This window comes from Pseudotamlana agarivorans, from assembly GCF_001642835.1.
GTDB classification, from domain to species: domain Bacteria; phylum Bacteroidota; class Bacteroidia; order Flavobacteriales; family Flavobacteriaceae; genus Pseudotamlana; species Pseudotamlana agarivorans.
Genome location: NZ_LXEI01000004.1, coordinates 44,750 through 67,363 on the forward strand (window position 1 = coordinate 44,750; position 22,614 = coordinate 67,363).

Consider the following 22,614-nt stretch of genomic DNA (forward strand, 5'->3'; position numbering starts at 1 on the left):
ATTTTAGTTTTTTAAACTTACTAGTAAATAAAACGCTTAAACTTTGGGCATCATCATTAAGAAGTCATAATTTTAAGTATATCTTTGCATAAAATAATTAGTCATGAACAGACATCAAGGAAGTAAAGGAAAAGGAAAACCATCGGGACGTGGTAGTGGAAACCAACGTTCCACAAGTTATGCAAGAGGAAATGCTCCTATAAAAAAAGCCAATGTGGCGCCTAAAAACACAACACCTAAGAGCACTGGAAACCCTGGTGAAATTCGATTGAATAAATATGTGGCGAATTCGGGGATGTGCTCACGACGTGAGGCTGATGTTCATATTGCAACAGGTTTAGTTTCTGTAAACGGAAAAGTTATTACAGAAATGGGCTATAAAGTGAAGCCTGGCGATGAGGTGCGTTACGACGGTGCAAGAATAAACCCAGAGAAAAAAGCATACGTTTTACTAAATAAGCCAAAAGGGTTTGCAACCACGACTAGCGAAGGTAAAGGAAGAACGGTTATGGATTTAGTAGCTAATGCAACCAGTTCTAGGATAAAACCGATTGGACGCTTAGGACGTAACTCTAAAGGCTTATTGTTATTTACCAATGATGATGATGTTGCTGCAAAATTCACTAATTCTAAAAATGGTGTGGCGCGTTTGTTCCATATTGAATTGGATAAAAACTTAAAATTAGAGGATTTAAAAAAGATTCAAGCTGGCTTTAAATCGGAAGGAAAATTAATTGAAGTTGAAGAGATTAGTTATATCGACGGCGCATCAAAAAAGGAAATAGGATTGAAAATTAAAAATACAGGAAATACCATTATTCGTACTATTTTTGATTATTTCAAATATGATATTATAAATTTAGACTGTGTAGCTATCGGACATCTTACTAAAAAAGATATTCCTCGTGGTAGCTGGAAACACTTAACAGAGCAAGAGCTTAATACGCTTAAAATGCTTTAGTATTTAAGATATAAAATTTTGTAATCAGCACGCTTAACTTTATTGTTTAGCGTGCTTTTTTTGTTTTACACGGTTCTGTTCCGTCACCCTGAATTTATTTCAGGGTCTCATCAACCTTGTTTGTTATTTTATCGGAATTGGAAAGTGATGTTTTGGAAACGAGAAGCCGATAGCCTATAGTGCGGACTTGTAGTCCGTGCCTAAGTCCATGCCTCGATAATACTCATTTATAACAAATACCCTTAGAAGCTTAAAATTAAATGTAGAACTATTAAATTCAACTGAAAACACTTTACTTTCTTATGATTATCCTAGTAAAATAGAAAAAGCCCTATATCTTTAATGGAATCTTTCTTACTTTGTATTATGGGCACGGACTACAAGTCCGCGCTATCGGATCTAGAGATTGATAAAACAGAAATGGGTTTATGTGTTTTTTTTACACAAATAAGACTCTGTAAATAACTATACTAAATAAAATGTACTATGGAGAATGATCTAAATAGATTTGTAAAAGCACAAGAGAATGACTACAAACAAGCGCTTACCGAAATAAAATCAGGGAGAAAAAGGAGTCATTGGATGTGGTATGTTTTTCCGCAATTTAAGGGGCTCGGTTATAGCGATATATCTAAATTTTATGCAATCCAAAACTTACATGAGGCTATAGAATATCTAAACCACCCCATTTTAGGATCAAGATTGATAGAAATAACTAACGAACTCAACTTGCTTCACGAAAATGATGCAAACAAAATATTTGGAAGTCCAGATGATTTGAAGCTAAAATCAAGCATGACGCTTTTTTCATTTATCGACAGATCTAAAGAAATGCCTTTTAAAAAGGTTATAGAAAAATATTTCAATGGAAAATTTGACAACAAAACTCTTAATCTATTAAAGTAGTTTTAGTTTTTTCTGTATTATCTGTTCAACTGTGTAAAGTTTATAATTCAATGTTGGCGGCTAGTATCTTCGAGTGCTATCAAAGGATTTTCTTTTACACACTTCTGTTCCGTCACCCTGAATTTATTTCAGGGTCTCATCAACCTTGTTTTGTTATTTTATCGGAGTTGGAAAGTGATGTTTTGGATACGAGAAGCCGATAGCGCGGACTTGTAGTCCGTGCCTAAGTCCATGCCTCGATAATACTCATTTATAACAAATACCCTTAGAAGCTTAAAGTTAAATTTAAAACTATTAAATTCAACTGAAAAACACTTGACTTTCTTTTGACTAACGCAGTTCAATAAAAAAGCCCTATATCTTTAATTGAATATTCTTACTTTGTATTATGGGCACGGACTACAAGTCCGCGCTATCGTGTCTCGACTTCGCTCGAACAGCCTGGGGTATGGTTTGGCGTATTTTAAGATTTATTAGAAATGCTTTAACGCATTTTTAACAGCAATAACAAGGGTTTATGACATATATCATAAAACACATCCTGCCTTTTACGGAACTTTGTCTTATTAATGTAAAACAGTGGTTCGTTTTTCATATAAAATGTTTGGTTAGTTTAAAACTGTTCAGTCTTTGCGAAGGTTGAACAGTTTTTTTTTGCTGTTCATTTAGAGGGAGTAATGACTTTAGAATCTGTTTTCATAGAAAGTTGTTGTAACGCAGAGATTCGCGAAGAGGCGCAGAGTTGCACGGAGTTTGCTTTAGGTTTTAACGATGATTCAGACCCTTTAGGTTTCTGAAACCTGAAGGGTCTTATAGAAAAACCAAAAACCAAAAACCAAAAACCAAAAACCAAAAACCAAAAACCAAAAACCAAAAACCAAAAACCAAAAACCAATCTCCAACCTCCGGGTTAGGGATAGCAGTGGAAATCCTTTTTTTTGCTTAATAATGAAACGGTATTGCTACTAAAATTTCGGATTTTAATAAATTGAAATTGACACCCTAAAGCCTTGAAAAAAAGATTGTAACGGATAGCCCGACCCTTGGGTAACCCCCAAAATAGAGCTTTGAAATAGAGGGGAATTAAAATTTTCAAAAAAAAACTTAAAAAAAGTTTGTAATTCGATTTTTTGTTTTTCATTTGCACTCTATTTAGCTGAACAAATTGAACAATGTTTCTATGTTCGGGCTTTTGAAAATTAGGAAGTCATATTCAAAAGCAGCTTACAGATTAAGCGACCGAATTTTAAAGCTAACTTCCGTATCTCCCATATATGCGATTCAGCATGAATACGGCTTTGTGCCTACTACCGAAAAGGAAATTCAAATTTGATATTGTTTGTTTTTTATTAAATTAACGTGTAGTTAATCTACAGATTACATCTTTAACTTTTTAAAAATAAACAAATTGAATACAAAATATATTGATTTAATAAATCAGACTTACGATTTTCCACAAGAAGAATTTAAGGTTGATAAAGGACAGTTGCATTTTCATGATATCGATTTAATGGCCCTTACTAAAGAGTATGGTGCGCCGTTAAAATTCACTTACTTACCACAAATTTCTAATAATATAAACAAGGCGAAAAAGTGGTTTGCTGAAGCGATTGAAAAGCACAATTATAAAGGGAAATACAATTACTGCTATTGTACAAAAAGCTCACATTTTAAACACGTTTTAGATACGGCTTTAAAAAATGATATTCATATTGAAACCTCTTCGGCTTTCGATATTGATATTGTTGAGAGCTTAAAAGCGGAAGGTAAAATTACCGATAATACTTATGTTATTAGTAACGGTTTTAAACGTGCGCAATACATTACCAACATCGCGCGATTGATTAATAACGGCCATAAAAATGCGATTCCGATTATAGATAATTACGAGGAAATCGATTTGCTTTCTCAAGAGATTGAAGGCAAATTTAATGTGGGTATTCGTATCGCGTCGGAGGAGGAGCCTAAATTTGAGTTCTATACCTCAAGGTTAGGGATTGGTTATAAGAATATTGTACCTTTCTATAAAAATCAGATTGCCAACAATAAAAAGGTTGAACTTAAAATGTTACACTTTTTTATTAATACGGGTATTCGCGATACGGCTTACTACTGGAACGAACTTTTAAAGTGTTTGAAGGTTTATACTAGCTTGAAAAAGATTTGTCCGTCGTTGGATAGTTTAAATATTGGAGGTGGTTTCCCTATTAAAAACTCGTTGGCTTTCGATTTTGATTACGAATACATGGTTGATGAAATTATCAATCAGATTCAATTAACTTGTGAAGAAGAAGGGGTTGAAGTGCCTAATATATTCACCGAGTTTGGAAGCTTTACCGTTGGAGAAAGTGGTGGTGCTATTTATGAAGTGCTTTACCAAAAACAACAGAACGATCGTGAAAAGTGGAACATGATTAACTCGTCATTTATTACAACCTTGCCAGATACTTGGGCCATAAATAAACGTTTTATTTTATTGGCTGTAAACCGTTGGCAAGATACTTACGAGCGAGTGCTATTAGGAGGTTTAACTTGCGATAGCGACGATTATTACAACAGTGAACAGCATATGAACGCGATTTATATGCCAAAATATAACAAAGACAAACCCTTGTATATCGGGTTTTTTAACACAGGCGCTTACCAAGAAACCATTGGTGGTTTTGGAGGATTACAGCACTGCTTGATTCCGTCGCCAAAACATGTTTTAATCGATAGAGATGCCGATGGAAACATCACAACAAAATTATTTAGTGAACAACAAAAAAGTGAAGACTTACTTAAAATTTTAGGTTATGAGCTATAAAACCTACGCTGGAATTCCAGAAGAATTTGGGAAATTAGAAAATGCTAAAATCGTTTTAATTCCTGTGCCTTACGACGGTACCAGTACTTGGCAAAAAGGAGCTGATAAAGGGCCAAAAGCTTTTTTAGATGCTTCTGAAAACATGGAGCTTTACGATATCGAAACAGGAACAGAAGTATACCAACAAGGTGTGTTTTTGGCCGATCCTGTTACCGAAAATGAGTCGCCAGAAGCCATGGTAGATGCTGTGCATAAAACCACTAAAAAATATATTAAAAAGAACAAATTCGTTACCATTTTTGGTGGTGAACACTCGATTTCTATAGGAACCATTCGTGCCTTTAACGATATGTACCCAAGTTTAACAGTGTTGCATATTGATGCGCATGCCGATTTGCGTAAAAGCTACGAAGGTACAAGTTGTAACCATGCTTGTGCGGTGTACGAAGCCAGTCAAACGACCAACTTAATTCAGGTGGGCATTCGTTCAATGGATATCATGGAGAAAACTGTGATGGACGAAGAGAAAACCTATTTCGCTCATGAAATGGCTATGGATGATACTTGGATGGATTCGGCAATCGATCAAATGACCGATAACGTGTTTATTACTTTCGATTTAGATGCTTTCGACCCATCAATCATGCCAAGCACAGGAACTCCAGAGCCAGGCGGATTGTTATGGTACGAAGCTTTAGATTTCTTAAAACAGGTTTTCGCCGAAAAGAATGTGGTAGGTTTCGATATTGTTGAACTTTGCCCTAACAAAAAAGAAAAATCATCAGATTTCTTAGCTGCAAAATTGTATTATAAAATGTTAAGCTATAAATTTATGGACGAAGGTGTTGATGATGAGTATGATAATGCCTTCGATAATTCAAAACAAAAAAATAACGTTTCAAAATTCAGCGATAACGATGAGTACTAAAGGACCAATTTCACAATTCATAGAAAAACATTATTTACACTTTAATGCGGCTGCCTTAGTTGATGCTGCTAAAGGCTACGAAGCACAACTGGAATCTGGCGCTAAAATGTTAGTGTCGCTTGCTGGTGCTATGAGTACTGCCGAATTGGGTAAAAGTTTTGCTGAAATGATTCGTCAAGATAAAGTGCAAATTATTTCTTGTACTGGTGCCAACCTTGAGGAAGATATCATGAATTTGGTAGCGCACTCACACTATAAACGTGTGCCTAACTACCGTGATTTAACGCCACAGGAGGAGTGGGACTTATTAGAAAAAGGACTAAACCGTGTAACCGATACTTGTATACCTGAAGAGGAAGCGTTTCGTCGTTTACAAGCACATATTGTTGATATTTGGAAAGAAGCTGAAGCTAAAGGCGAACGTTATTTACCACATGAATACATGTACAAAATGTTACTATCGGGTGTTTTAGAGCAATATTATGAAATTGATTTAAAGGATTCTTGGATGTACGCTGCCGCGGAAAAAAACCTACCTATCGTTTGTCCAGGTTGGGAAGATAGTACTATGGGGAATATTTTTGCGAGCTATGTGCTAAAAGGTGAGTTGAAAGCAAGCACCATGAAATCGGGTATTGAATATATGACCTTTTTAGCCGATTGGTACACTGATAATTCTGAAAAAGGTATTGGTTTCTTCCAAATTGGAGGAGGTATTGCTGGCGATTTCCCTATTTGTGTCGTACCTATGTTATACCAAGATATGGAACGTACCGATACACCTTTCTGGAGCTATTTCTGCCAAATTAGTGATTCTACAACAAGTTACGGGTCGTATTCTGGAGCCGTGCCTAACGAAAAAATCACTTGGGGGAAATTGGATATCGATACACCAAAATTCATTATCGAGAGTGATGCTACCATCGTAGCGCCACTTATTTTCGCCTATTTATTAGGGCAGTAAGACATGGATACGAACAGCATTGAAAATATAGAGCTTAAGTACCTTACCGTCGATGATTTTAAAGAACTAAAAGCTGCGACTTTAGAGTCGTATGCTGGGGTGCTTACGTCGTATTGGAAAAAGAAACATATTAAAGCTTTAACCACCATGTTCCCAGAGGGACAGGTGGTTATAAAAGTTGATGGTGATATTGCAGGTTGCGCCTTATCCCTTATTGTTGATTACGATGCTATTGAGGATGAGCACACCTATGAAGATATAATTAGTGGCGAATCGTTTAAAAATCACAATGCCGATGGTGATGTGCTTTATGGTATTGATGTGTTTATAAAACCACAATATCGTGGGTTGCGCTTAGGGCGTCGTCTTTACGATTATAGAAAGGAAGTTTGCGAGAACTTAAACTTAAAAAGTATTGTTTTTGGCGGGCGTATGCCTAATTACCATAAGCATAAGGAGCTCACGCCAAAGCAATATATTGAGAAAGTAAAGCGTAAAGAAATTCATGACCCTGTTTTAAATTTTCAGATTTCTAACGATTTTCACCCGGTTCGTGTTTTAAAAAATTATTTAGAAGGCGATACTGCATCCAACGAGTATGCGGTTTTAATGGAGTGGGATAATATCTATTACGAAAAACCGAGCAAGAAAGCGAGTACCGTAAAAACGGTGGTACGATTGGGTTTAATTCAGTGGCAAATGCGTCCGTATAAAGGCTTGGACGATTTAATGGAGCAGGCAGAGTATTTCATCGATAGTGTTGCTGCTTATCGTTCAGATTTTGCTGTGTTTCCTGAGTTTTTCAACGCCCCTTTAATGGCGGAGTTCAACCACATGCACGAACCTGATGCTATTCGAGAGCTTGCAAAATTCACTGAGACTATCGTTAATAAACTGAAACAGCTTTCTATTTCATACAATATCAATATCATTTCAGGGTCTATGCCCGAAGTGGTTAATGATAAGCTATATAACGTAGGTTATTTATGTAGAAGAGATGGGAGTTTGGAGCGTTATGAAAAAATTCATGTGACGCCTGATGAAGCTAAAGTTTGGGGGATGCAATGCGGAAATAAATTGCAAACTTTTGAAACCGATTGTGGTAAAATAGGCATCCTGATTTGTTACGATTCGGAGTTCCCGGAGTTGTCGCGCTTATTGGCCGATGAAGGTATGGATATTCTATTCATTCCTTTTTTAACCGATACGCAAAACGGCTATTCTCGTGTGCGTTTATGTGCGCAAGCCCGTGCTGTTGAAAACGAATGTTATGTAGCCATTTCTGGGAGTGTTGGTAACTTGCCTAATGTGAATAATATGGACATCCAATATGCACAGTCGGCCGTATTTACACCATGCGATTTTTCGTTTCCGAGTAACGGAATAAAGGCTGAAGCCACCACAAATACTGAAATGATTTTGGTTGCCGATGTCGACTTAAGTTTATTGAGAGAACTTCATTCTTTTGGAGCAGTAAAAAATTTAAAAGATAGAAGAAAAGATTTTTACGATGTTATTCGAATTAAAAGCGATAAATAGTATATTTAAACCTATTACAAACAACATTTTACTTAATAAGAATGAAAAATAGAAATGATAATTTAAAACGTGTCATTGTTGATTTTAAAAAGTTAACGCCTGAGATACTATCCTTATTGGTAGAACGCTACCCTGATGGCTATGACGATGATCAGATTATATCTTTTAGAAATCAGCACAACGAAATTATCGAAGCTGTAGAAGTGACAACTCATGATACCAAATACTTGGTGAAAGTAAGTACTAAACTTGCGATTACTATGGAGAATTATGATGAAGATGACTACGAAGATTTCGATAATAACGATCCTGAAGCCGTACAAGAGCCAGAGATCGAAGGTGATGACGACGAAAACGAATAACAATTAACAACATTTAGTGCTATGAGAATTGCCGCTTTTAAATCTTACAAAAACGGTTACTATAATTTTTGGTTTGAAAATGGCGAGGAACTTGCTTTTGAAGATGTTCACCCTCGCGTTTTAAAACAATTCGACTTGAAAAACGATAAAAGTCTTATCGATAAAGACTTTAAAATCACCTTCGTTGAAGATGAAGATGGCGACGATATTTTTTATCGTATCGAAAGTTTAAAGCCACTTTAAAAGTCTTTAATTAATACAGCATGTACTCTGTAGTTGCTTACCAAGTAGCTCGTGCTATCCATATAAAAAACTGTAAGCAGGAGTTGCCGTGGCAGCTCCTGTTTCAAGATAGCGATGAACTTTATTTTAAAAGTTCTAACCATAAATTCATCTATATTTTTCAATCTGGCATGGTAAGTTTTTTTAACCTTACTGCTTCTGAAATTGATGATGCCTTAAACAAAATCCGTAAATTTTGCGACCACTATTTTTCTGAAAAGCTTTCAGAATCTCTCGAAATACGCGTTGAAGCTGATACTTTAAAAGTACAGTTCGATCATGTTATTTTACCAGAACTGGACGAGGAAATGATTCGATTGGTACTCCTTAATACGTCGCAGTCGGTGGCTTTAAGCCGTTATTCCGAAATAACGGAAGAACTCATCATTGAAACCAATCAGCATACCTTATTCCTTGAAAAAAATGGAAAGCTAAATATTTCAGGAAATCAACTGAAGCGTTTTATTGGAAAGATTTTAAACATCAAAAACAAAATCTCTGAGAATTTGTACATTTTCGATGCTCCCGAAATTACTTGGGAAAATGCACAGCTTAATAAATTAGACTTAGGTCTAAAGCGTGTTTTCGACTTAAAGGACCGTTATCGTATCATACACGATCGCATTGAAATTATAAAAGAAAATTTAGAGCTGTTTAAAGACATCATGGATCATAACGAAAGCAGTCGTTTGGAATGGATTATCATCATTCTAATTGTTATTGAAGTGATTGATATGTTTATTACAAAAATCCTCACCTAAAACGGCTACTATTTAAAAAATCTTTATCAAGAATGCTACTTTTCTATTGTTCAGTGAAGCAAACAACTGTACGGTTTTTCTTAATTGCTAGTTTTGCTTTAAATAAACTGTACATAAACTGAACATGCTGTAAAACCGTAAAATTTTAGTTAACAAAACTTATAAATTGGCAATAAAACCAACGTTTAAACAACTAAAATTGAATTAATTATGATTAAAACAGCAACTGTACATGATTTTGCTGTCCGAAAAAAGGGCAGCAATCATGTAAAAAAAAGAAACAGCAAACTTATTTGGATGCTAACGGTTCTACTAGGTACTATGGGTATTCATGCTCAAGATTGGGCCGGGATTCCTATTCCAGCTAACGCAGGTGATGGGAAAGTGTGGGAACTACAAGATCAGGTTTCCGACGACTTCAATTACAATTTTAATTCCGCTTCTTGGTCTAACTTCGGTTCCGGCAATAAGTGGTACAATTTTTACCATAATGCTTGGGATGGACCAGGTTATACCTATTGGAAAAACCAAAATGTTACCGTTGATGGTAGTGATTTGGTTATAAATGTAGGGTACACTGCCGAAAATAATAAGGGGGGTAATTACGGTGTGGCCTCAGGCTGTGTGACTTCAAATAGCAAAGTGAAATATCCGGTTTATGTAGAATCGGCCATTAGTGTGGCAAATATTTCATTGGCTTCATGCTTTTGGTTACTTAGCCCCGATGATACCGAGGAAATAGATATTATTGAAAACTACGGGGGCGTAAACGGTTATAAGCATCTTACGCATATTAGTCATCACTCTTTTGTACGCAGTCCTTTTACCGATTATCAACCTAGGGACACGAATTCGTGGTATCCAGATAGTCGTGTAAATACCAGTTATGGATGGGGAGATTGGTGCTGGAACAATGGAGATCGTCGTTATATGCGTATGGGCGTAAATTGGATAGGACCTAAACATTTTGAATATTACATAGATGGTGAGTTGGTAAGGGTGATGTACTACAATGCTATTGCAACCAATTACAATGGTACATGGCAATATACCTACTTTAATTCCATGAATTGGAATGTTAACGGTTATAATTTACCTACAAATAATGGTGCTGGTTACACCGATGTAACGGTGCATGCCACAACCGCAGCCTATAGTTTTGAAAAACTTCAAGAGGCTTCAAATGCTTCAAATGGTTTTAATGTGATTGATCCTGCTTGGTTTCAAGGTGGCGATGATCAAGACCTTGACGGAAACAGTGTAACGGTTGAAGCAAGAGGTTTTACCAAAGAGATGGATATTATCATTAATATGGAATCACAAAGTTGGTTGGCGGGTTCTACACCTTCTGCAAGTGATTTGAATGATCCGACTAAAAACACCATGAAAGTTGATTGGGTTCGTGTGTATAAACCAGTGAATTCGGGAAACGCTGATGTGGAGGTGACCGGAGTAACTTTGAGTCCTGCTACCTTGAGTATTGAACAAGGAGCTACAGCCAACTTAACAGGAGCTGTTACCCCTATTACAGCAACCATTAAAACGATGACTTTTTCTTCTAGTAACACAGCGGTAGCCACCGTCAATCAAAGTGGTGTAGTAACAGCCGTTTCTACTGGGAATGCTGTAATTACGGCAACCACTACCGATGGCGGTTATACCGATACGAGTAGTGTTACCGTTACAGATAATTCAAATTCGGGTAACGACGATACGATTGTTATTGAAGCTGAAAATTTCGCAAGTACGACAGGGACTTATAATGATGGTTTTGTGCCTTATGGCGTGAATGCCGGAACAACAAAAATTAATTATGTGAATAGCAATGACAGTGCTATATATAACATTCAAGTATCTGAAGCTGGAAACTATGAGATATCTTATGCGATTTCTACTCCAATGGTTAATGCTGCCATTAGTTTTTATGCCGATAATGTCCTTGTTGGCGCAACCAATGTTGTAAATAACGGTCAGTGGGATGCTTATCAAAACTTAAATTCAGGACATCAAGTGTATTTGAGTGCGGGAGCGCATACCATAAAAATTGTAGCTAGTGGTTCCAATGCCTGGCAGTGGAATTTAGATAAAATAACTTTAACCAAATCGGTGTCTGGAGGTACAACACCAAGTAATATCATTATTGAAGCCGAAAACTTTACAAGTACCACAGGAACTTATAATGATGGCTTTGTACCTTACGGAGTTAATCAATCTAGTGTTGGCATTAACTATGTGAATTCAAATGATGAAGCGGTTTATAGTTTTTCTGTACAAAATTCGGGAGTATATAACATTCAGTATTTGATATCGACACCCGTTAATCAAGCGCAGATTTCTGCCTATGTTAATAATACTTTGGTGGCTACCAATTCGGTTTCTAATAATGGCGCTTGGGATGATTATCAAACTTTAAACGCTGCTTCAACCGTAAGTTTACAGCCAGGAACCCATACGTTGAAAGTTGTGGCTAGTGGTAGTAATGCTTGGCAATGGAATTTAGATAAAATCATTTTGAGTTCTAGTGCAACATCAAAACAAAATGAAACTTCGAAACGAAGTGCCTCTACCGAAAAGTCGAATAAGTTTGTGTTTTATCCAAATCCAGCTTCCGATGTGTTGAATATTTCAACCAGTGAAACCATCCAAAAAATACAAGTTTATAGTATTACCGGTGCCGTAGTTTTACAGCAAAAGGGCTATAACGGGGCTTTGGATGTTCGTGAGCTTGCCAATGGTTTATACTTATTACAGGTAACTACAGCCGAAGAGGAAGTCATTACAAAACGTATTGTCATAAGTCGATAGACTTATAATTATTTTATTAGTTAAGAAGAAAGCTCGCCCATTATACGGCGGGCTTTTTGTTTGATTTTAGGAAAACTTCCCAAATAAAAAAACCGTACACTACAAGGTATTCTAAGGAAATGATCCATAAGTTCTCCGATTTATCAGATTGATTAACGTTTACATAAGCCAAATAGCTTAAAATAATAACAAAACTCCATACCGAAGGGAATTTATATTTTGTGAAAACCGAGAGTATAAGTAATGTTGCGACATACCAAGGGTGCACAGTAGTGGCTGTAAAATAATAAAAGGAAAGTGCGAAAAGCATGGCAGTAATAAGTTGTACTGAAGTTTTGTTTTTTCTGAATAAAGCCATGCCCATAACAACTGCAAAAACAAGTATCGCTATGGTTTTTCCTATAAAAGCAATTTCGTTATAGCCTCGAAAGGTATAACCTATCGCTCTAGCGATATAATATAAACTGGCGTTGAATTCAAATTTTTGAAACCACAGTGCCACTGTGGTCGCGTAATTATTGATAAATTGACTATTATAAAAAGGCAGGAATAATAACATGGTGCATAGGCCTATAATACTATAAAAACACAGCAGTTTTACTATGTTTTTACTTCTTGAAGTTCTCTGGTAATCTGGGTTCTTGGAAGATTCTAGATTATGATGTTTCTTTTCAAAATCACCTTTTAAAAACCATTGGAAAAATAAAGGCAGAAAAAGTAGTGGCATTAATTTCACTGAAATGGATAATGAAAAAACCACAGCTGCCCACATCCATTTTTGACTAAACAACAAGTATAAGCTCCAAATTAAAAAGAAAATCATCACCCCTTCAAAATGTAAATTTCCAGTAAGTTCAATGATGATAAACGGATTTAATACATACCAAAATATAAGACAGGTGGGTTGTTGTAATTTAAGTAATATTTTTTTTCCGAAGTAAAGAGTACCTAAATCTGCAGCAATAATAATAAGACGTAACACCACAACAGACCCCAAAATACTTTTGCTTGAAAAGAGTGCTGCTATAGCAAAACACAGCTGATTTAAAGGTGGGTAATTCGAAAAATGACTAGCATTTAATTCGCCCATGCCTTTTCGAAGCTCTAAAGCTTCAGCAATGGGGAATTCGGCCTGCTTCATAAAAAAATCTACCGTATTAAGATACGGATTGTAACCTTCTAAAATCAATCGGCCATCCCAAATAAAACGATAGAAATCTTGTGATAAATTAGGGAGGGCCAAAATAAAAACCGCTCTAAATCCGAAGGCCAAATAGGTTAAGGCTTTTTCGTTATGCTTCAGCATCTGCATCAACTTATAAAATAAAAAGAAAAGTGCAGTATAAAGCGAAATGAGTTTGATGTAGTCGGTACGTATGAGACGATAAGCAAAAGCCCAGTAGCATATGAAGCAGGAAACTACTAGTAAGATTGGTGTTTTATACGTTTTAAAAAGGCTCGTGTTTGTAAGCATTCGTTAAAGATAAGTTTATTTGTTTTCCTTAAATTGGATTATTAATAAATATTCTGGTTTGTTTAAAGAGAAATAATTACCTACATTTAAAAGCGCTGTTTATTTTTAATAGGACATCGAAATCATTACCATGGTAGACTCTAATAGATCGCATTTACACTTTACATTTTGCCATCAGAAACCTGAACGTTCCTTTTTTTTTAAAGGGCGGCAGTTTCCTATTTGTGCAAGATGTACAGGGATACATTTAGGCTATTGCGTGTTTCCTTTTTTGGTTTTTGGTGTTTTTAAAATTCCTTTACTTTGGTCGATATTGATGGTGATTCCAACGTATTTGGATGGGGCGCTTCAAGCCTATTTTGATATTATGAGTAATAATAAAAGACGCTTTGTAACTGGAGTGATTAGCGGAGTAGGGAGTATGTCTCTAGTTTCAATTATTGGGATTTATATAGGAAACCAAATACTAACATTTATCAATTAAATTCAATATTATGACAGATCAAAACAATTCAAAAGATGAATTAAACATTTTTTTAAAAATCATCTCATTTTTAATTCCAATAGTTGGGGCTATTCTTTATTTTGTTTACAAAAGTGATAGCCCAAATAAATCCAAAGCCGCATGCCATTCTGCCTTATGGGGGCTAGGAGTTGGTATCGTTATTCAGATTTTAGCTACTGTTTTTGGAGGATAGATTTTAACAGAATACCAGTTTGTTTGAATAGAAGCTTTGGTGAATCACTAGGTGCTTCTATTCAAATATTTTAATAGACAGAAACTACTTATTTCTAAACTTTAGATCGTAAAGATTTAAAAAATACATAGCCGAAACCTATAAAAAGCATCAAGTGGAAAGGAAATAATCCGAAGTCACCACCTTGATTACCTACCACAAAAGCACTGTACATACCAAAAGCGAAATAAAGCATTAATAAACCTTCAAAAATCACATTAATAGAAAGGTTTTTGGCAAGATACTTATTGCTTTTCCAACTGTCTTTATATTTACTTATGTTGAATTTTGGAGTACGTACAAATTCCGATTTTTTCCCAATATGTCCTTCTACAACAGCAATGGAGTTATGTAATGAAAAGCCCATGGCTATTGAGAAAAAGACGAAAAACATACCAATGTATCGTATGAAATTCTTAAAGCCGCTACCATAAGTGTTTTTATACATAAACCAATAGCATATAAAAAAGATGATGGTACTCATCACAAAGAAACTCATCACATAAAAGTAAGGTCTTAAGTGTGCATATTCGTTTTTTATGTATAGCATAGGAATACTTAAAATCCCAACAATAAGCACGTTTAAAAACATGGTGCTATTAAGTAAATGTAGTAAGCCGTGTACTTTGGTTTTAGACGAAATTTCAGAATTTTTAATAACGCGACCTAACATTTTTCTAAAGTTTTCAGCGCCTCCTTTATTCCATCTAAATTGCTGCGAACGTGCTGCACTAATTACTATTGGTAATTCTGCAGGAGTTTCTACGTCTTCTAAATACTTAAATTTCCAGTGTTTTAATTGGGCACGGTAACTTAAGTCTAAGTCTTCAGTAAGGGTGTCACCTTCCCAGTTTCCAGCATCAATAATACAGGTTTTACGCCATAATCCAGCGGTACCGTTAAAGTTGATGAAATGCCCTTTACTATTTCGTCCTACTTGCTCTAGAGTAAAATGGGCATCTAAAGCAAAGGCTTGTATTTTAGTTAAGATAGAGTAATTTCTGTTGATGTGCCCCCAACGTGTTTGTACAACACCTATGGCTTCATCTTTAAAATAAGGCACCGTACGTTTTAACCAGTCTTTTTTAGGAAGAAAATCAGAATCAAAAATGGCAATAATATCGCCTTTAGCAATTTCTAAGCCTTCTTTTAGGGCTCCGGCCTTAAATCCTTTTCTATCGGTTCTAGTTATATGAGTGATATCAATGCCAGTAGCATGAAGTCTATCAATTTGCTTTTTAGTGCTTACAACTGTTTCATCAGTAGAATCGTCTAAAACTTGAATTTCAAGTTTGTTTTTAGGATATTCAAGTTCCACAATGTTATCAAGCAAGCGTTCCATCACATACATTTCGTTGTAAACGGGCAGCTGTATAGTAATGAAAGGTACCTCATCTGGATTTGATAAATCAAGTAAAGGCGACGTGTCTTCCTTCTTTTTTGATGACAAATAATTAAAAAGTAAATTTAGCTGAGCTAATGCATACATAAAAATAAGCAGTAACGAAATACTATAAATAACTATTATTGAGGTTTCTAAAATCATTTTTTTATACTGTATTTAAAAATCCAACCAAGAATTTTTGCGCCTGCAAATATAGCACCTTTTATCGTACCAGACACTTTTGAGACGCCAATTCTATTTCTGTAATTTAGAGGGACTTCTGTGTATGAAAAATCGTGTTTCAAAGCTTTAAGTTGCATTTCTACCGTCCAGCCATAAGTTTTGTCTTCCATATTGAGCGCCAATAGTTTGTCGTACTTAATCGCTCTAAACGGACCTAAGTCGGTAAATTTTGCATTGAAAAATAAGCCCATTAGTGATGTGGCCAGCCAGTTTCCGAAAATTTGAGGCGTGGTCATAGCTCCTTTTTCTCTAAGGTTTTTATCGCGTGCTCCAACAACAAAATCAATATTGTCATTGATAATTGGAGCTACAATTTTATTTAATTCTTCGGGGTAATCACTGTAGTCTCCATCTAAAAAAACAACAATATCTGGTTTGGTAGGTTGTTCTGCAATGTACTGCATGCCCTTTAAACAGGCGTATCCATAACCTTTATTGGATTCTGTTAATACAGTGGCTCCAGCCTTTTTTGCATTAATTTCAGTATTGTCCGTAGAGTTATTGCTTACCACAATAATTTCATCAACTAAAGATGGAATAGCATTCACAACAAGGCCGATAGAGTCAGCTTCATTGTACGCAGGAATAATGACTTTAATATGAGTCATTTGCAGGGTTGTGGTTTGGGTTTTGGGTTAAGTTTGCCGCAAAGGTAATTTTTTAATTTAATTATTTGTTAAATTCCTGAATTCTAGTTGATTTTTTTTGTAAGGTATTTTGTAAGTGAAGCTGAGGTTTACAAGGATTCACGGAGCTATTCAAGAAGAAATTACTCGGTGTGTCTTTGTGTATCTTCGTGCAACTTCGTGTGATTATAAGTTTTAACACAGAGATTCACAGAGTTTTCGCAAAGTTTTTACAGAGCTGTTTAAGAAGAAACTCCTTGGTGTGTCTTTGTGTATCTCAGTGTATCTCCGCGTAATAATAGTTATGCTCGAAAAATCATGAGTGTAACAATTAACTAGTATGATTTACCATTCACATAATCCATCAAATCCACATCATTCCCGAGTAAAATATCATTAGAATTGATACGTCCTTTCATGCTGTCGTTTTCAAGTTTTAAAACACCTCTAGGGCAAACCGCAGCACAAATACCGCAGCCCACACAACTTGAACGTACAATATTTTCGCCTTTTTGAGCATAGGCACGTACATCGATACCCATCTCACAATAGGTGGAGCAATTTCCGCAGGATATACATTGTCCGCCATTGGTGGTAATTCTAAATTTTGAGAACATCCGTTGCTGAAAACCTAAAACAGCCGCCATTGGGCAACCAAATCGGCACCAAACACGGTTTCCTAAAATAGGGTAGAAGCCCGTACCAATGACTCCCGAAAAAATAGATCCAATATACAAGCCGTAGGCAGAGCGTAGGACGCTAGATTTTACAAAGAACAGACGTTCGCTAGTACCAGTGTAATGCATGATAAACAGCGCAGCAATAATAACAAAGAAACCTAAAGCACCATATTTAGCGTCTTTACCCAATTCATGGCGCTTAAAAATCATAGTTAACGCAAATACAAGGGTTAATAAGCCGCCAACACCTATTAGGAAAGTAGATTTTGTAAGCCAATATTTAGTAGAATCATGACCTAAATAACTGTAAATAACAGCTGTCGTCATAATCACCGAAAAAACTAAAACAACATGAATTAACCAGCGTTCTAATTTCCAAGCTGATAATTTTTTACTGCTTAATTGTCTGAAGGGATCCCCAGCTGTTTCTGCTAATCCGCCGCAACCACAAACCCATGAGCAGTACCAACGTTTTCCATATTTATAAGTAAGAAAAGGCGAAATGACAAATATGGAAAGTATACCAAAAATTAAAAGTGCTAGCCCAAGGTTTCCAGAATTTATAAAACCGTTTACCGACCAGCGATCAAATAAATAATAGTTAAGGGGCCACATACTTTTTATATCATAATAAGGTAAATTGTATTCTGGGCTTTCGTTTAATCGGGCCATAAATTCAGGAATCAAAAAGGCGAAGCCCAACTGAAAAAACATCACGGAAACCGTACGTAGTTGTTGATACCGATTATGACGGTATTTTAATATAAACTTATAACCGAATATTAAAATAGCGAGTGTGTACAAGGCACCATAAACAAACCATTGGCTCGCTGGTCGACCACTTAATAGAAAGCTTAAAGGGTCGAAAAGGGCTATGAGTCCGCTATTAGCTTCTCCCGAACTTCCTTGTCCTAAATACTGCGGAAAGAAGTATAATACCAAATAAAATCCTGTTAACACGATGCCCAAAATCCAAGCACTTACACCGCGTGAGGTTAAAGACTTAAACCAAACACCATCATTTTTTATACCCTCCAATTTGGTGGTGTACAAACTGTGGGAAAAAAGTAGGGTGCCTGCAGTGATTAAACCCAAGGACAGACTTAAAAACAACGTTTTATTAGGGAAATTGGTGTTAAAAAGCGCTAGTGCTAAAATGAACAGTCCAACAACGCCTATAAAAACGGCGATTTTTTCCTTTGTAGAAAGGCTGTACGTTTCAGAGGGTGTTAACGAAATGCTATGGTGTTGTTTGTCGTTCATGTAGGGATTTTATACAGTTTGCAAGGTCTGGTCATAAGCTGAAAGGATTTCATCTTCGTAGGTTTTATAAAATTCAGGGTCGAAATTGGCTTCAGCTAAATGATTAATAACAAAATGAACATCTCGCTTTTCGGTGAGCCATTTGTCGAAGGTTTCGTGTCGCATACGAATACCAAAAGTATTAATGCCTAAAAATTGATTGGTATTTTCATCATAAGCTACCGTGATGCATTTGGTGTCATCCTCATGTTTCCAATGGAAATGCTTTTCGTAATCAGGTTTGCCTTTATTGCCATGAACCCAGCCATAAGTTTGATATTCAATATCTAAAAATTTGGCCGAGTTAAACCAATGTCCGGGATTGTAAGCCATACGATTTCCGCAAATGGTTTGGGCTAAAGCTTCACCCATCATACGCCCTGTGTACCACACCGCTTCAACTGGAGGGCGTTGGCCTACGGGTTCTTTTTGTTCGGCACAATCGCCAATGGCATAAATATCAGGAATATTGGTTTCTAAAAAACGATTCACTTTAATGCCTTTGTTGGTTTCAATATCAGAATCTTTAACAAAATCGATATTCGGTGAAACACCAGCGGTAAGTCCGACGACGTTACAAGGGATTTCTTCGCCTGTTTCTTCAATAATTACCGATTTAACCTGGCCATTTTCATCAGAAATAATTTCCCTTAAGTTTGTGCCAAGTCGTAAATCGATATGGTGATTTTTAATGTGACGATTAATCATGTCACTTTCACCTTGCGGTAAAATACCATTCCAGAAACTTTTTTCTCGCACTAAAAAAGTAACGGGGATATTTCGAGAATTTAGCATTTCGGCAAGCTCAATGCCAATTAAACCACCTCCAACAATAACCGCCCTTTTGCAGGTTTGGTTGTTAGGAGCATGTTTTTCCAAAAGGTCTAAATCTTGTTTGTGGTACAGTCCCATAACGCCTTCCAAATCTTGCCCTGGCCAACCAAATTTATTGGGCTTGCTCCCGGTGGCTATAATGAGTTTGTCGTAATTTAGAGTTTCACCATTTTTAAAGTACAGCGTTTTTGTGTCGCTTTCAACCTTTTCAACAAATGCCTTTTTTAATGCTATGAGGTTTTTCTCCCAAAACCAATTTTCATAAGGCTGTGTATGCTCAAAAGTCATGTGGCCCATATAAATGTACATTAAAGCAGTTCTGGAGAAAAAATATTCGGTTTCCGAAGAAATGATGGTAATCTTCTTATTAGAAAATTTACGAATATGCCTAGCCGCCGTAACGCCCGCTATGCCATTTCCTATAATTACAACATGTTCTTCCATGGATAAAAAATGCTTGTTTTTTGTATTTTGAAACTTTTAAAGCGTACTCTAGTATGCTAAAGTTGATTTATGGGTCGTAGATAAAGGTAATAACTTAAAAGTGGACTTCAATTTAGAACTGGTTTAAATTGATAAATGAGATTTTTTTGGTTCGTTTCTTTATCAATGAAAAAAAAATCAAGCGTTAAACTATTTACTTAGGACGGGAATTATAATATTTCCTTAACCTTTCCATTTAATATTTTAAAAAGAAACTGTTAGTTTTGCTGAAAACAGATAATCATGAAGCGTACCATTGCTATTGGAGATATTCACGGCGGATTAAGAGCCTTAACCCAGGTGTTAAATAAAGTTGAAGTTAAAGATGAAGATAAACTTATTTTTGTTGGTGATTATGTTGATGGTTGGAGTGAAGCCGCTCAAGTTATTCAGCTTTTAGTCGAACTTTCCGAAAAAGTAACATGTGTATGCATAAAAGGAAATCATGATGTTTGGACTGAAGCCTGGTTGCGTTCTGGAGAAGTGAATCCCGTTTGGTACATGCACGGTGGTAAAGAAACCATGGAAAGCTACGAGGGGTTTTCTGATGAAGAGAAACAGATTCACTTAAACTTTTTCGAAAACATGCCTTTGTATCATTTAGATGATGAAAACCGCTTGTTTCTTCATGCTGGATTTACCTCTGTTAAAGGTGTAGAAGCCGAAATTAATCCGGAATACTTTTACCTAGATCGTACCCTTTGGGAAATGGCTCTTACCATGAAGACCGATATTCCTGAAGACGATGCCATTTTCCCTAAACGATTAAAACTTTACAAAGAGATTTATATCGGACATACGCCTACTACAAATTTCGGTGTTGACGTTCCTATGAATGTGCTGAATGTTTGGAATATCGATACAGGTGCTGCTTTTAAAGGTAAAGTAACAGCTTTAAATATCGATACTAAGGCGTTTTACCAAAGTGATAACTTACCCGATTTATATCCAGACGAACCAGGTAGAAATAAGAGTTAGACTTACTCTATACTCTTAAAATCCTTAATGGCTTGGTTAGGTTCAATAACATTATAACCTTTCCAAAATTCGGGGTCGTAAGCAGGTAAGTACACCGGTTTTACTTTTGGTTTTTCGGTAAAAGCATCAAATTCAGCAGTTGTGAGTGCATCGTTATCAAAAATAATTAACTCGCTTTTTTCGATATTTGAGACCTCAAAATGCACATCAGTAGACAATTCATTTTGCTTTCTTCTGCCTTTTGTATTCTTGTTTTTTTCAATGATTTTTAACGGACGCTCGATCTCGAAAATGGAGCCGTCTTCTCTATCGGCGTATTTTAAATCGTAAGAGCCTTCGTTGTTTTTGGCGTAAATGATGGTGCCTTTTTTAAGATAATGTCTGTATGAAATGCCTAGTAAATTAAATTTTTTCAAAGGTTTTACATTTTCATAATCTAAGCGTACAATGGCAAAATCGTCAACATTTACATAAATAACACCTTTGTAGTCTTCGCTGCGTTTAGGGTTAAAACGTATTTTATAAACGAAATTGTCGTTTAAAAAGCTGTAATCTTCTAGTTTAAATTCGTAACGGTTGGATTTGCTAAGAAAGTTAAAATCGCTGTCTTCAAAAATAAAGCTTTCGCGCTGTAAGTCGGATATTGCAGATTTTCTATGTTTCAAAAAGTTTTCTTTACGCTCTTTTTCTTTTTTCTTTTCTGCTTCTAGCATGGCGTCTGTTTTGGCGACTTGGTCGTTGTCAATGGTATCAAAAAAAGTTGTGTCCATATCGCTTTTAGTTCCAAAAAAGCCAGATTTTATTTTAAAGTAAGAATCGCGTTTTATATGTTTTTTTAAAATGTTATTAAACTTTTCTTCGTAAGCCTCAAAAGTCACCTCATTGCTTTTGTCGTATAAATGGGATGCTTTAATAATGTCTAATTTCTGCTCGCTTTTAATCCCCGATTTACCGTAAATATCAGCTAAAATTTCGGTGTAATCATCGGCGTTTTTAGGTAAGTCAGATAATACGTTGTCTACAAATTGCTGGTTGAGTTCGGGAATGCTTGATTTTTTAATCTCTACGTCGTTTTTTAAAATATGATTAAAATTAGAAGCTCGATAAAAAAGTCTGCTTTTTATAGGGTTGTGGTTGTAATTACTTTCTAAGTTTTCGTTTATTTTTTCAATGATTTCCTCGGCTGAATAATTTTTATTAGACACCAAAACTTCTTCGAGTTCGATGGATTTTTCACTTAAAAGAATGATGGCATCCTGAAAATCTTCAATCAAATACTGTTTCGTTTCATAACCAAGAGACCTGATTTTTAAGGAATCGGTTTTCGATGGTTTTTCATTCAAATACAGTAAAAAATCGCCGTTTTCATTACTAATAACACCCGCTTTTTCGTTTACAGAAATTGTAGCGTATGGAATGGGTTTTTTTGAAACCGAATCTAATATTTTAGCCTGTATCGCTTCTTGGGCTTGTAGATAAAAAGGACCTATAAAAAATAAAATATAAAGATGTTTCATGAAATTCGTTTTTATAAATGTATAACGAATAACAAACACATT

The 22,614-nt window shown here is 35.8% G+C and carries 19 protein-coding genes; 13 read left to right on the forward strand and 6 right to left on the reverse strand.

What is annotated here, in order from left to right; genetic code table 11:
- The first annotated feature begins 103 nt into the window (after positions 1-103).
- The 10 genes from A6I66_RS07285 (at position 104) to A6I66_RS07335 (ending at position 12,314) form a co-directional block, all read left to right on the forward strand.
- Complete coding sequence (locus tag A6I66_RS07285; RefSeq protein ID WP_067147175.1) at positions 104-961, forward strand: pseudouridine synthase; 858 nt, start codon at positions 104-106, stop codon at positions 959-961.
- Between the two features lie 486 nt (positions 962-1,447).
- The gene (locus A6I66_RS07290) at positions 1,448-1,867 is read left to right on the forward strand and encodes a DUF1810 domain-containing protein (protein ID WP_067147176.1); all 420 of its coding nucleotides are present in this window, start codon (positions 1,448-1,450) and stop codon (positions 1,865-1,867) included.
- Between the two features lie 1,408 nt (positions 1,868-3,275).
- Positions 3,276-4,673 (forward strand): arginine decarboxylase, encoded by a 1,398-nt coding sequence (locus A6I66_RS07300; RefSeq protein ID WP_067147178.1) that lies wholly within the window; start codon positions 3,276-3,278, stop codon positions 4,671-4,673.
- Positions 4,663-5,601 carry an agmatinase gene (gene speB, locus A6I66_RS07305; protein WP_067147180.1) on the forward strand — a complete coding sequence of 313 codons (939 nt, stop codon included), beginning with the start codon at positions 4,663-4,665 and terminating at the stop codon, positions 5,599-5,601. The genes A6I66_RS07300 and speB overlap by 11 nt, the downstream gene beginning before the upstream one ends.
- A complete protein-coding gene (locus A6I66_RS07310) occupies positions 5,591-6,565 on the forward strand; it encodes a deoxyhypusine synthase family protein (RefSeq protein ID WP_067147181.1) in 975 nt (324 codons plus the stop codon). The genes speB and A6I66_RS07310 overlap by 11 nt, the downstream gene beginning before the upstream one ends.
- Before the next feature lie 3 nt (positions 6,566-6,568).
- Positions 6,569-8,104 (forward strand): bifunctional GNAT family N-acetyltransferase/carbon-nitrogen hydrolase family protein, encoded by a 1,536-nt coding sequence (locus A6I66_RS07315; protein ID WP_067147182.1) that lies wholly within the window; start codon positions 6,569-6,571, stop codon positions 8,102-8,104.
- 41 nt (positions 8,105-8,145) lie between these two features.
- Complete coding sequence (locus A6I66_RS07320) at positions 8,146-8,466, forward strand: hypothetical protein (RefSeq protein ID WP_067147183.1); 321 nt, start codon at positions 8,146-8,148, stop codon at positions 8,464-8,466.
- A gap of 21 nt (positions 8,467-8,487) precedes the next feature.
- Positions 8,488-8,709, forward strand: coding sequence for a hypothetical protein (locus tag A6I66_RS07325; protein ID WP_067147184.1), 222 nt, complete (start codon positions 8,488-8,490; stop codon positions 8,707-8,709).
- 20 nt (positions 8,710-8,729) lie between these two features.
- Positions 8,730-9,509, forward strand: a complete 780-nt coding sequence (locus tag A6I66_RS07330) for an RMD1 family protein (protein WP_067147185.1) — start codon at positions 8,730-8,732, stop codon at positions 9,507-9,509.
- 210 nt (positions 9,510-9,719) lie between these two features.
- The gene (locus tag A6I66_RS07335; RefSeq protein ID WP_067147186.1) at positions 9,720-12,314 is read left to right on the forward strand and encodes a carbohydrate-binding protein; all 2,595 of its coding nucleotides are present in this window, start codon (positions 9,720-9,722) and stop codon (positions 12,312-12,314) included.
- 40 nt (positions 12,315-12,354) lie between these two features.
- On the opposite strand, the gene A6I66_RS07340 is transcribed toward A6I66_RS07335, so the two are convergent.
- Positions 12,355-13,788, reverse strand: coding sequence for a mannosyltransferase (locus A6I66_RS07340; RefSeq protein WP_067147188.1), 1,434 nt, complete (start codon positions 13,786-13,788; stop codon positions 12,355-12,357).
- A gap of 130 nt (positions 13,789-13,918) precedes the next feature.
- Between A6I66_RS07340 and A6I66_RS07345 the strand changes: the two genes are divergently transcribed.
- Both A6I66_RS07345 and A6I66_RS07350 read left to right on the forward strand, forming a co-directional pair.
- The gene (locus A6I66_RS07345; RefSeq protein WP_067147191.1) at positions 13,919-14,272 is read left to right on the forward strand and encodes a DUF2085 domain-containing protein; all 354 of its coding nucleotides are present in this window, start codon (positions 13,919-13,921) and stop codon (positions 14,270-14,272) included.
- 10 nt (positions 14,273-14,282) lie between these two features.
- Positions 14,283-14,486, forward strand: a complete 204-nt coding sequence (locus tag A6I66_RS07350; RefSeq protein WP_067147193.1) for a hypothetical protein — start codon at positions 14,283-14,285, stop codon at positions 14,484-14,486.
- Positions 14,487-14,580: 94 nt separating this feature from the next.
- On the opposite strand, the gene A6I66_RS07355 is transcribed toward A6I66_RS07350, so the two are convergent.
- The 4 genes from A6I66_RS07355 to A6I66_RS07370 all read right to left on the reverse strand — a co-directional run bounded on the left by A6I66_RS07355 (position 14,581) and on the right by A6I66_RS07370 (position 20,038).
- Positions 14,581-16,071, reverse strand: coding sequence for a cellulose synthase family protein (locus A6I66_RS07355; protein ID WP_067147195.1), 1,491 nt, complete (start codon positions 16,069-16,071; stop codon positions 14,581-14,583).
- Entirely contained in the window at positions 16,068-16,760 is a 693-nt protein-coding gene (locus A6I66_RS07360) for a glycosyltransferase family 2 protein (protein WP_067147197.1), read from the reverse strand. The genes A6I66_RS07355 and A6I66_RS07360 overlap by 4 nt, the downstream gene beginning before the upstream one ends.
- Before the next feature lie 353 nt (positions 16,761-17,113).
- The gene (locus A6I66_RS07365) at positions 17,114-18,721 is read right to left on the reverse strand and encodes a 4Fe-4S binding protein (RefSeq protein WP_067147199.1); all 1,608 of its coding nucleotides are present in this window, start codon (positions 18,719-18,721) and stop codon (positions 17,114-17,116) included.
- A gap of 9 nt (positions 18,722-18,730) precedes the next feature.
- A complete protein-coding gene (locus tag A6I66_RS07370) occupies positions 18,731-20,038 on the reverse strand; it encodes an NAD(P)/FAD-dependent oxidoreductase (protein WP_067147201.1) in 1,308 nt (435 codons plus the stop codon).
- A 282-nt stretch (positions 20,039-20,320) separates the two neighbouring features.
- Here A6I66_RS07370 and A6I66_RS07375 point away from each other — a divergent pair, with 282 nt between their 5' ends.
- The gene (locus tag A6I66_RS07375; RefSeq protein WP_067147203.1) at positions 20,321-21,055 is read left to right on the forward strand and encodes a metallophosphoesterase family protein; all 735 of its coding nucleotides are present in this window, start codon (positions 20,321-20,323) and stop codon (positions 21,053-21,055) included.
- A 2-nt stretch (positions 21,056-21,057) separates the two neighbouring features.
- On the opposite strand, the gene A6I66_RS07380 is transcribed toward A6I66_RS07375, so the two are convergent.
- A complete protein-coding gene (locus tag A6I66_RS07380) occupies positions 21,058-22,572 on the reverse strand; it encodes a carboxypeptidase-like regulatory domain-containing protein (protein ID WP_067147204.1) in 1,515 nt (504 codons plus the stop codon).
- Positions 22,573-22,614 lie beyond the last annotated feature (42 nt).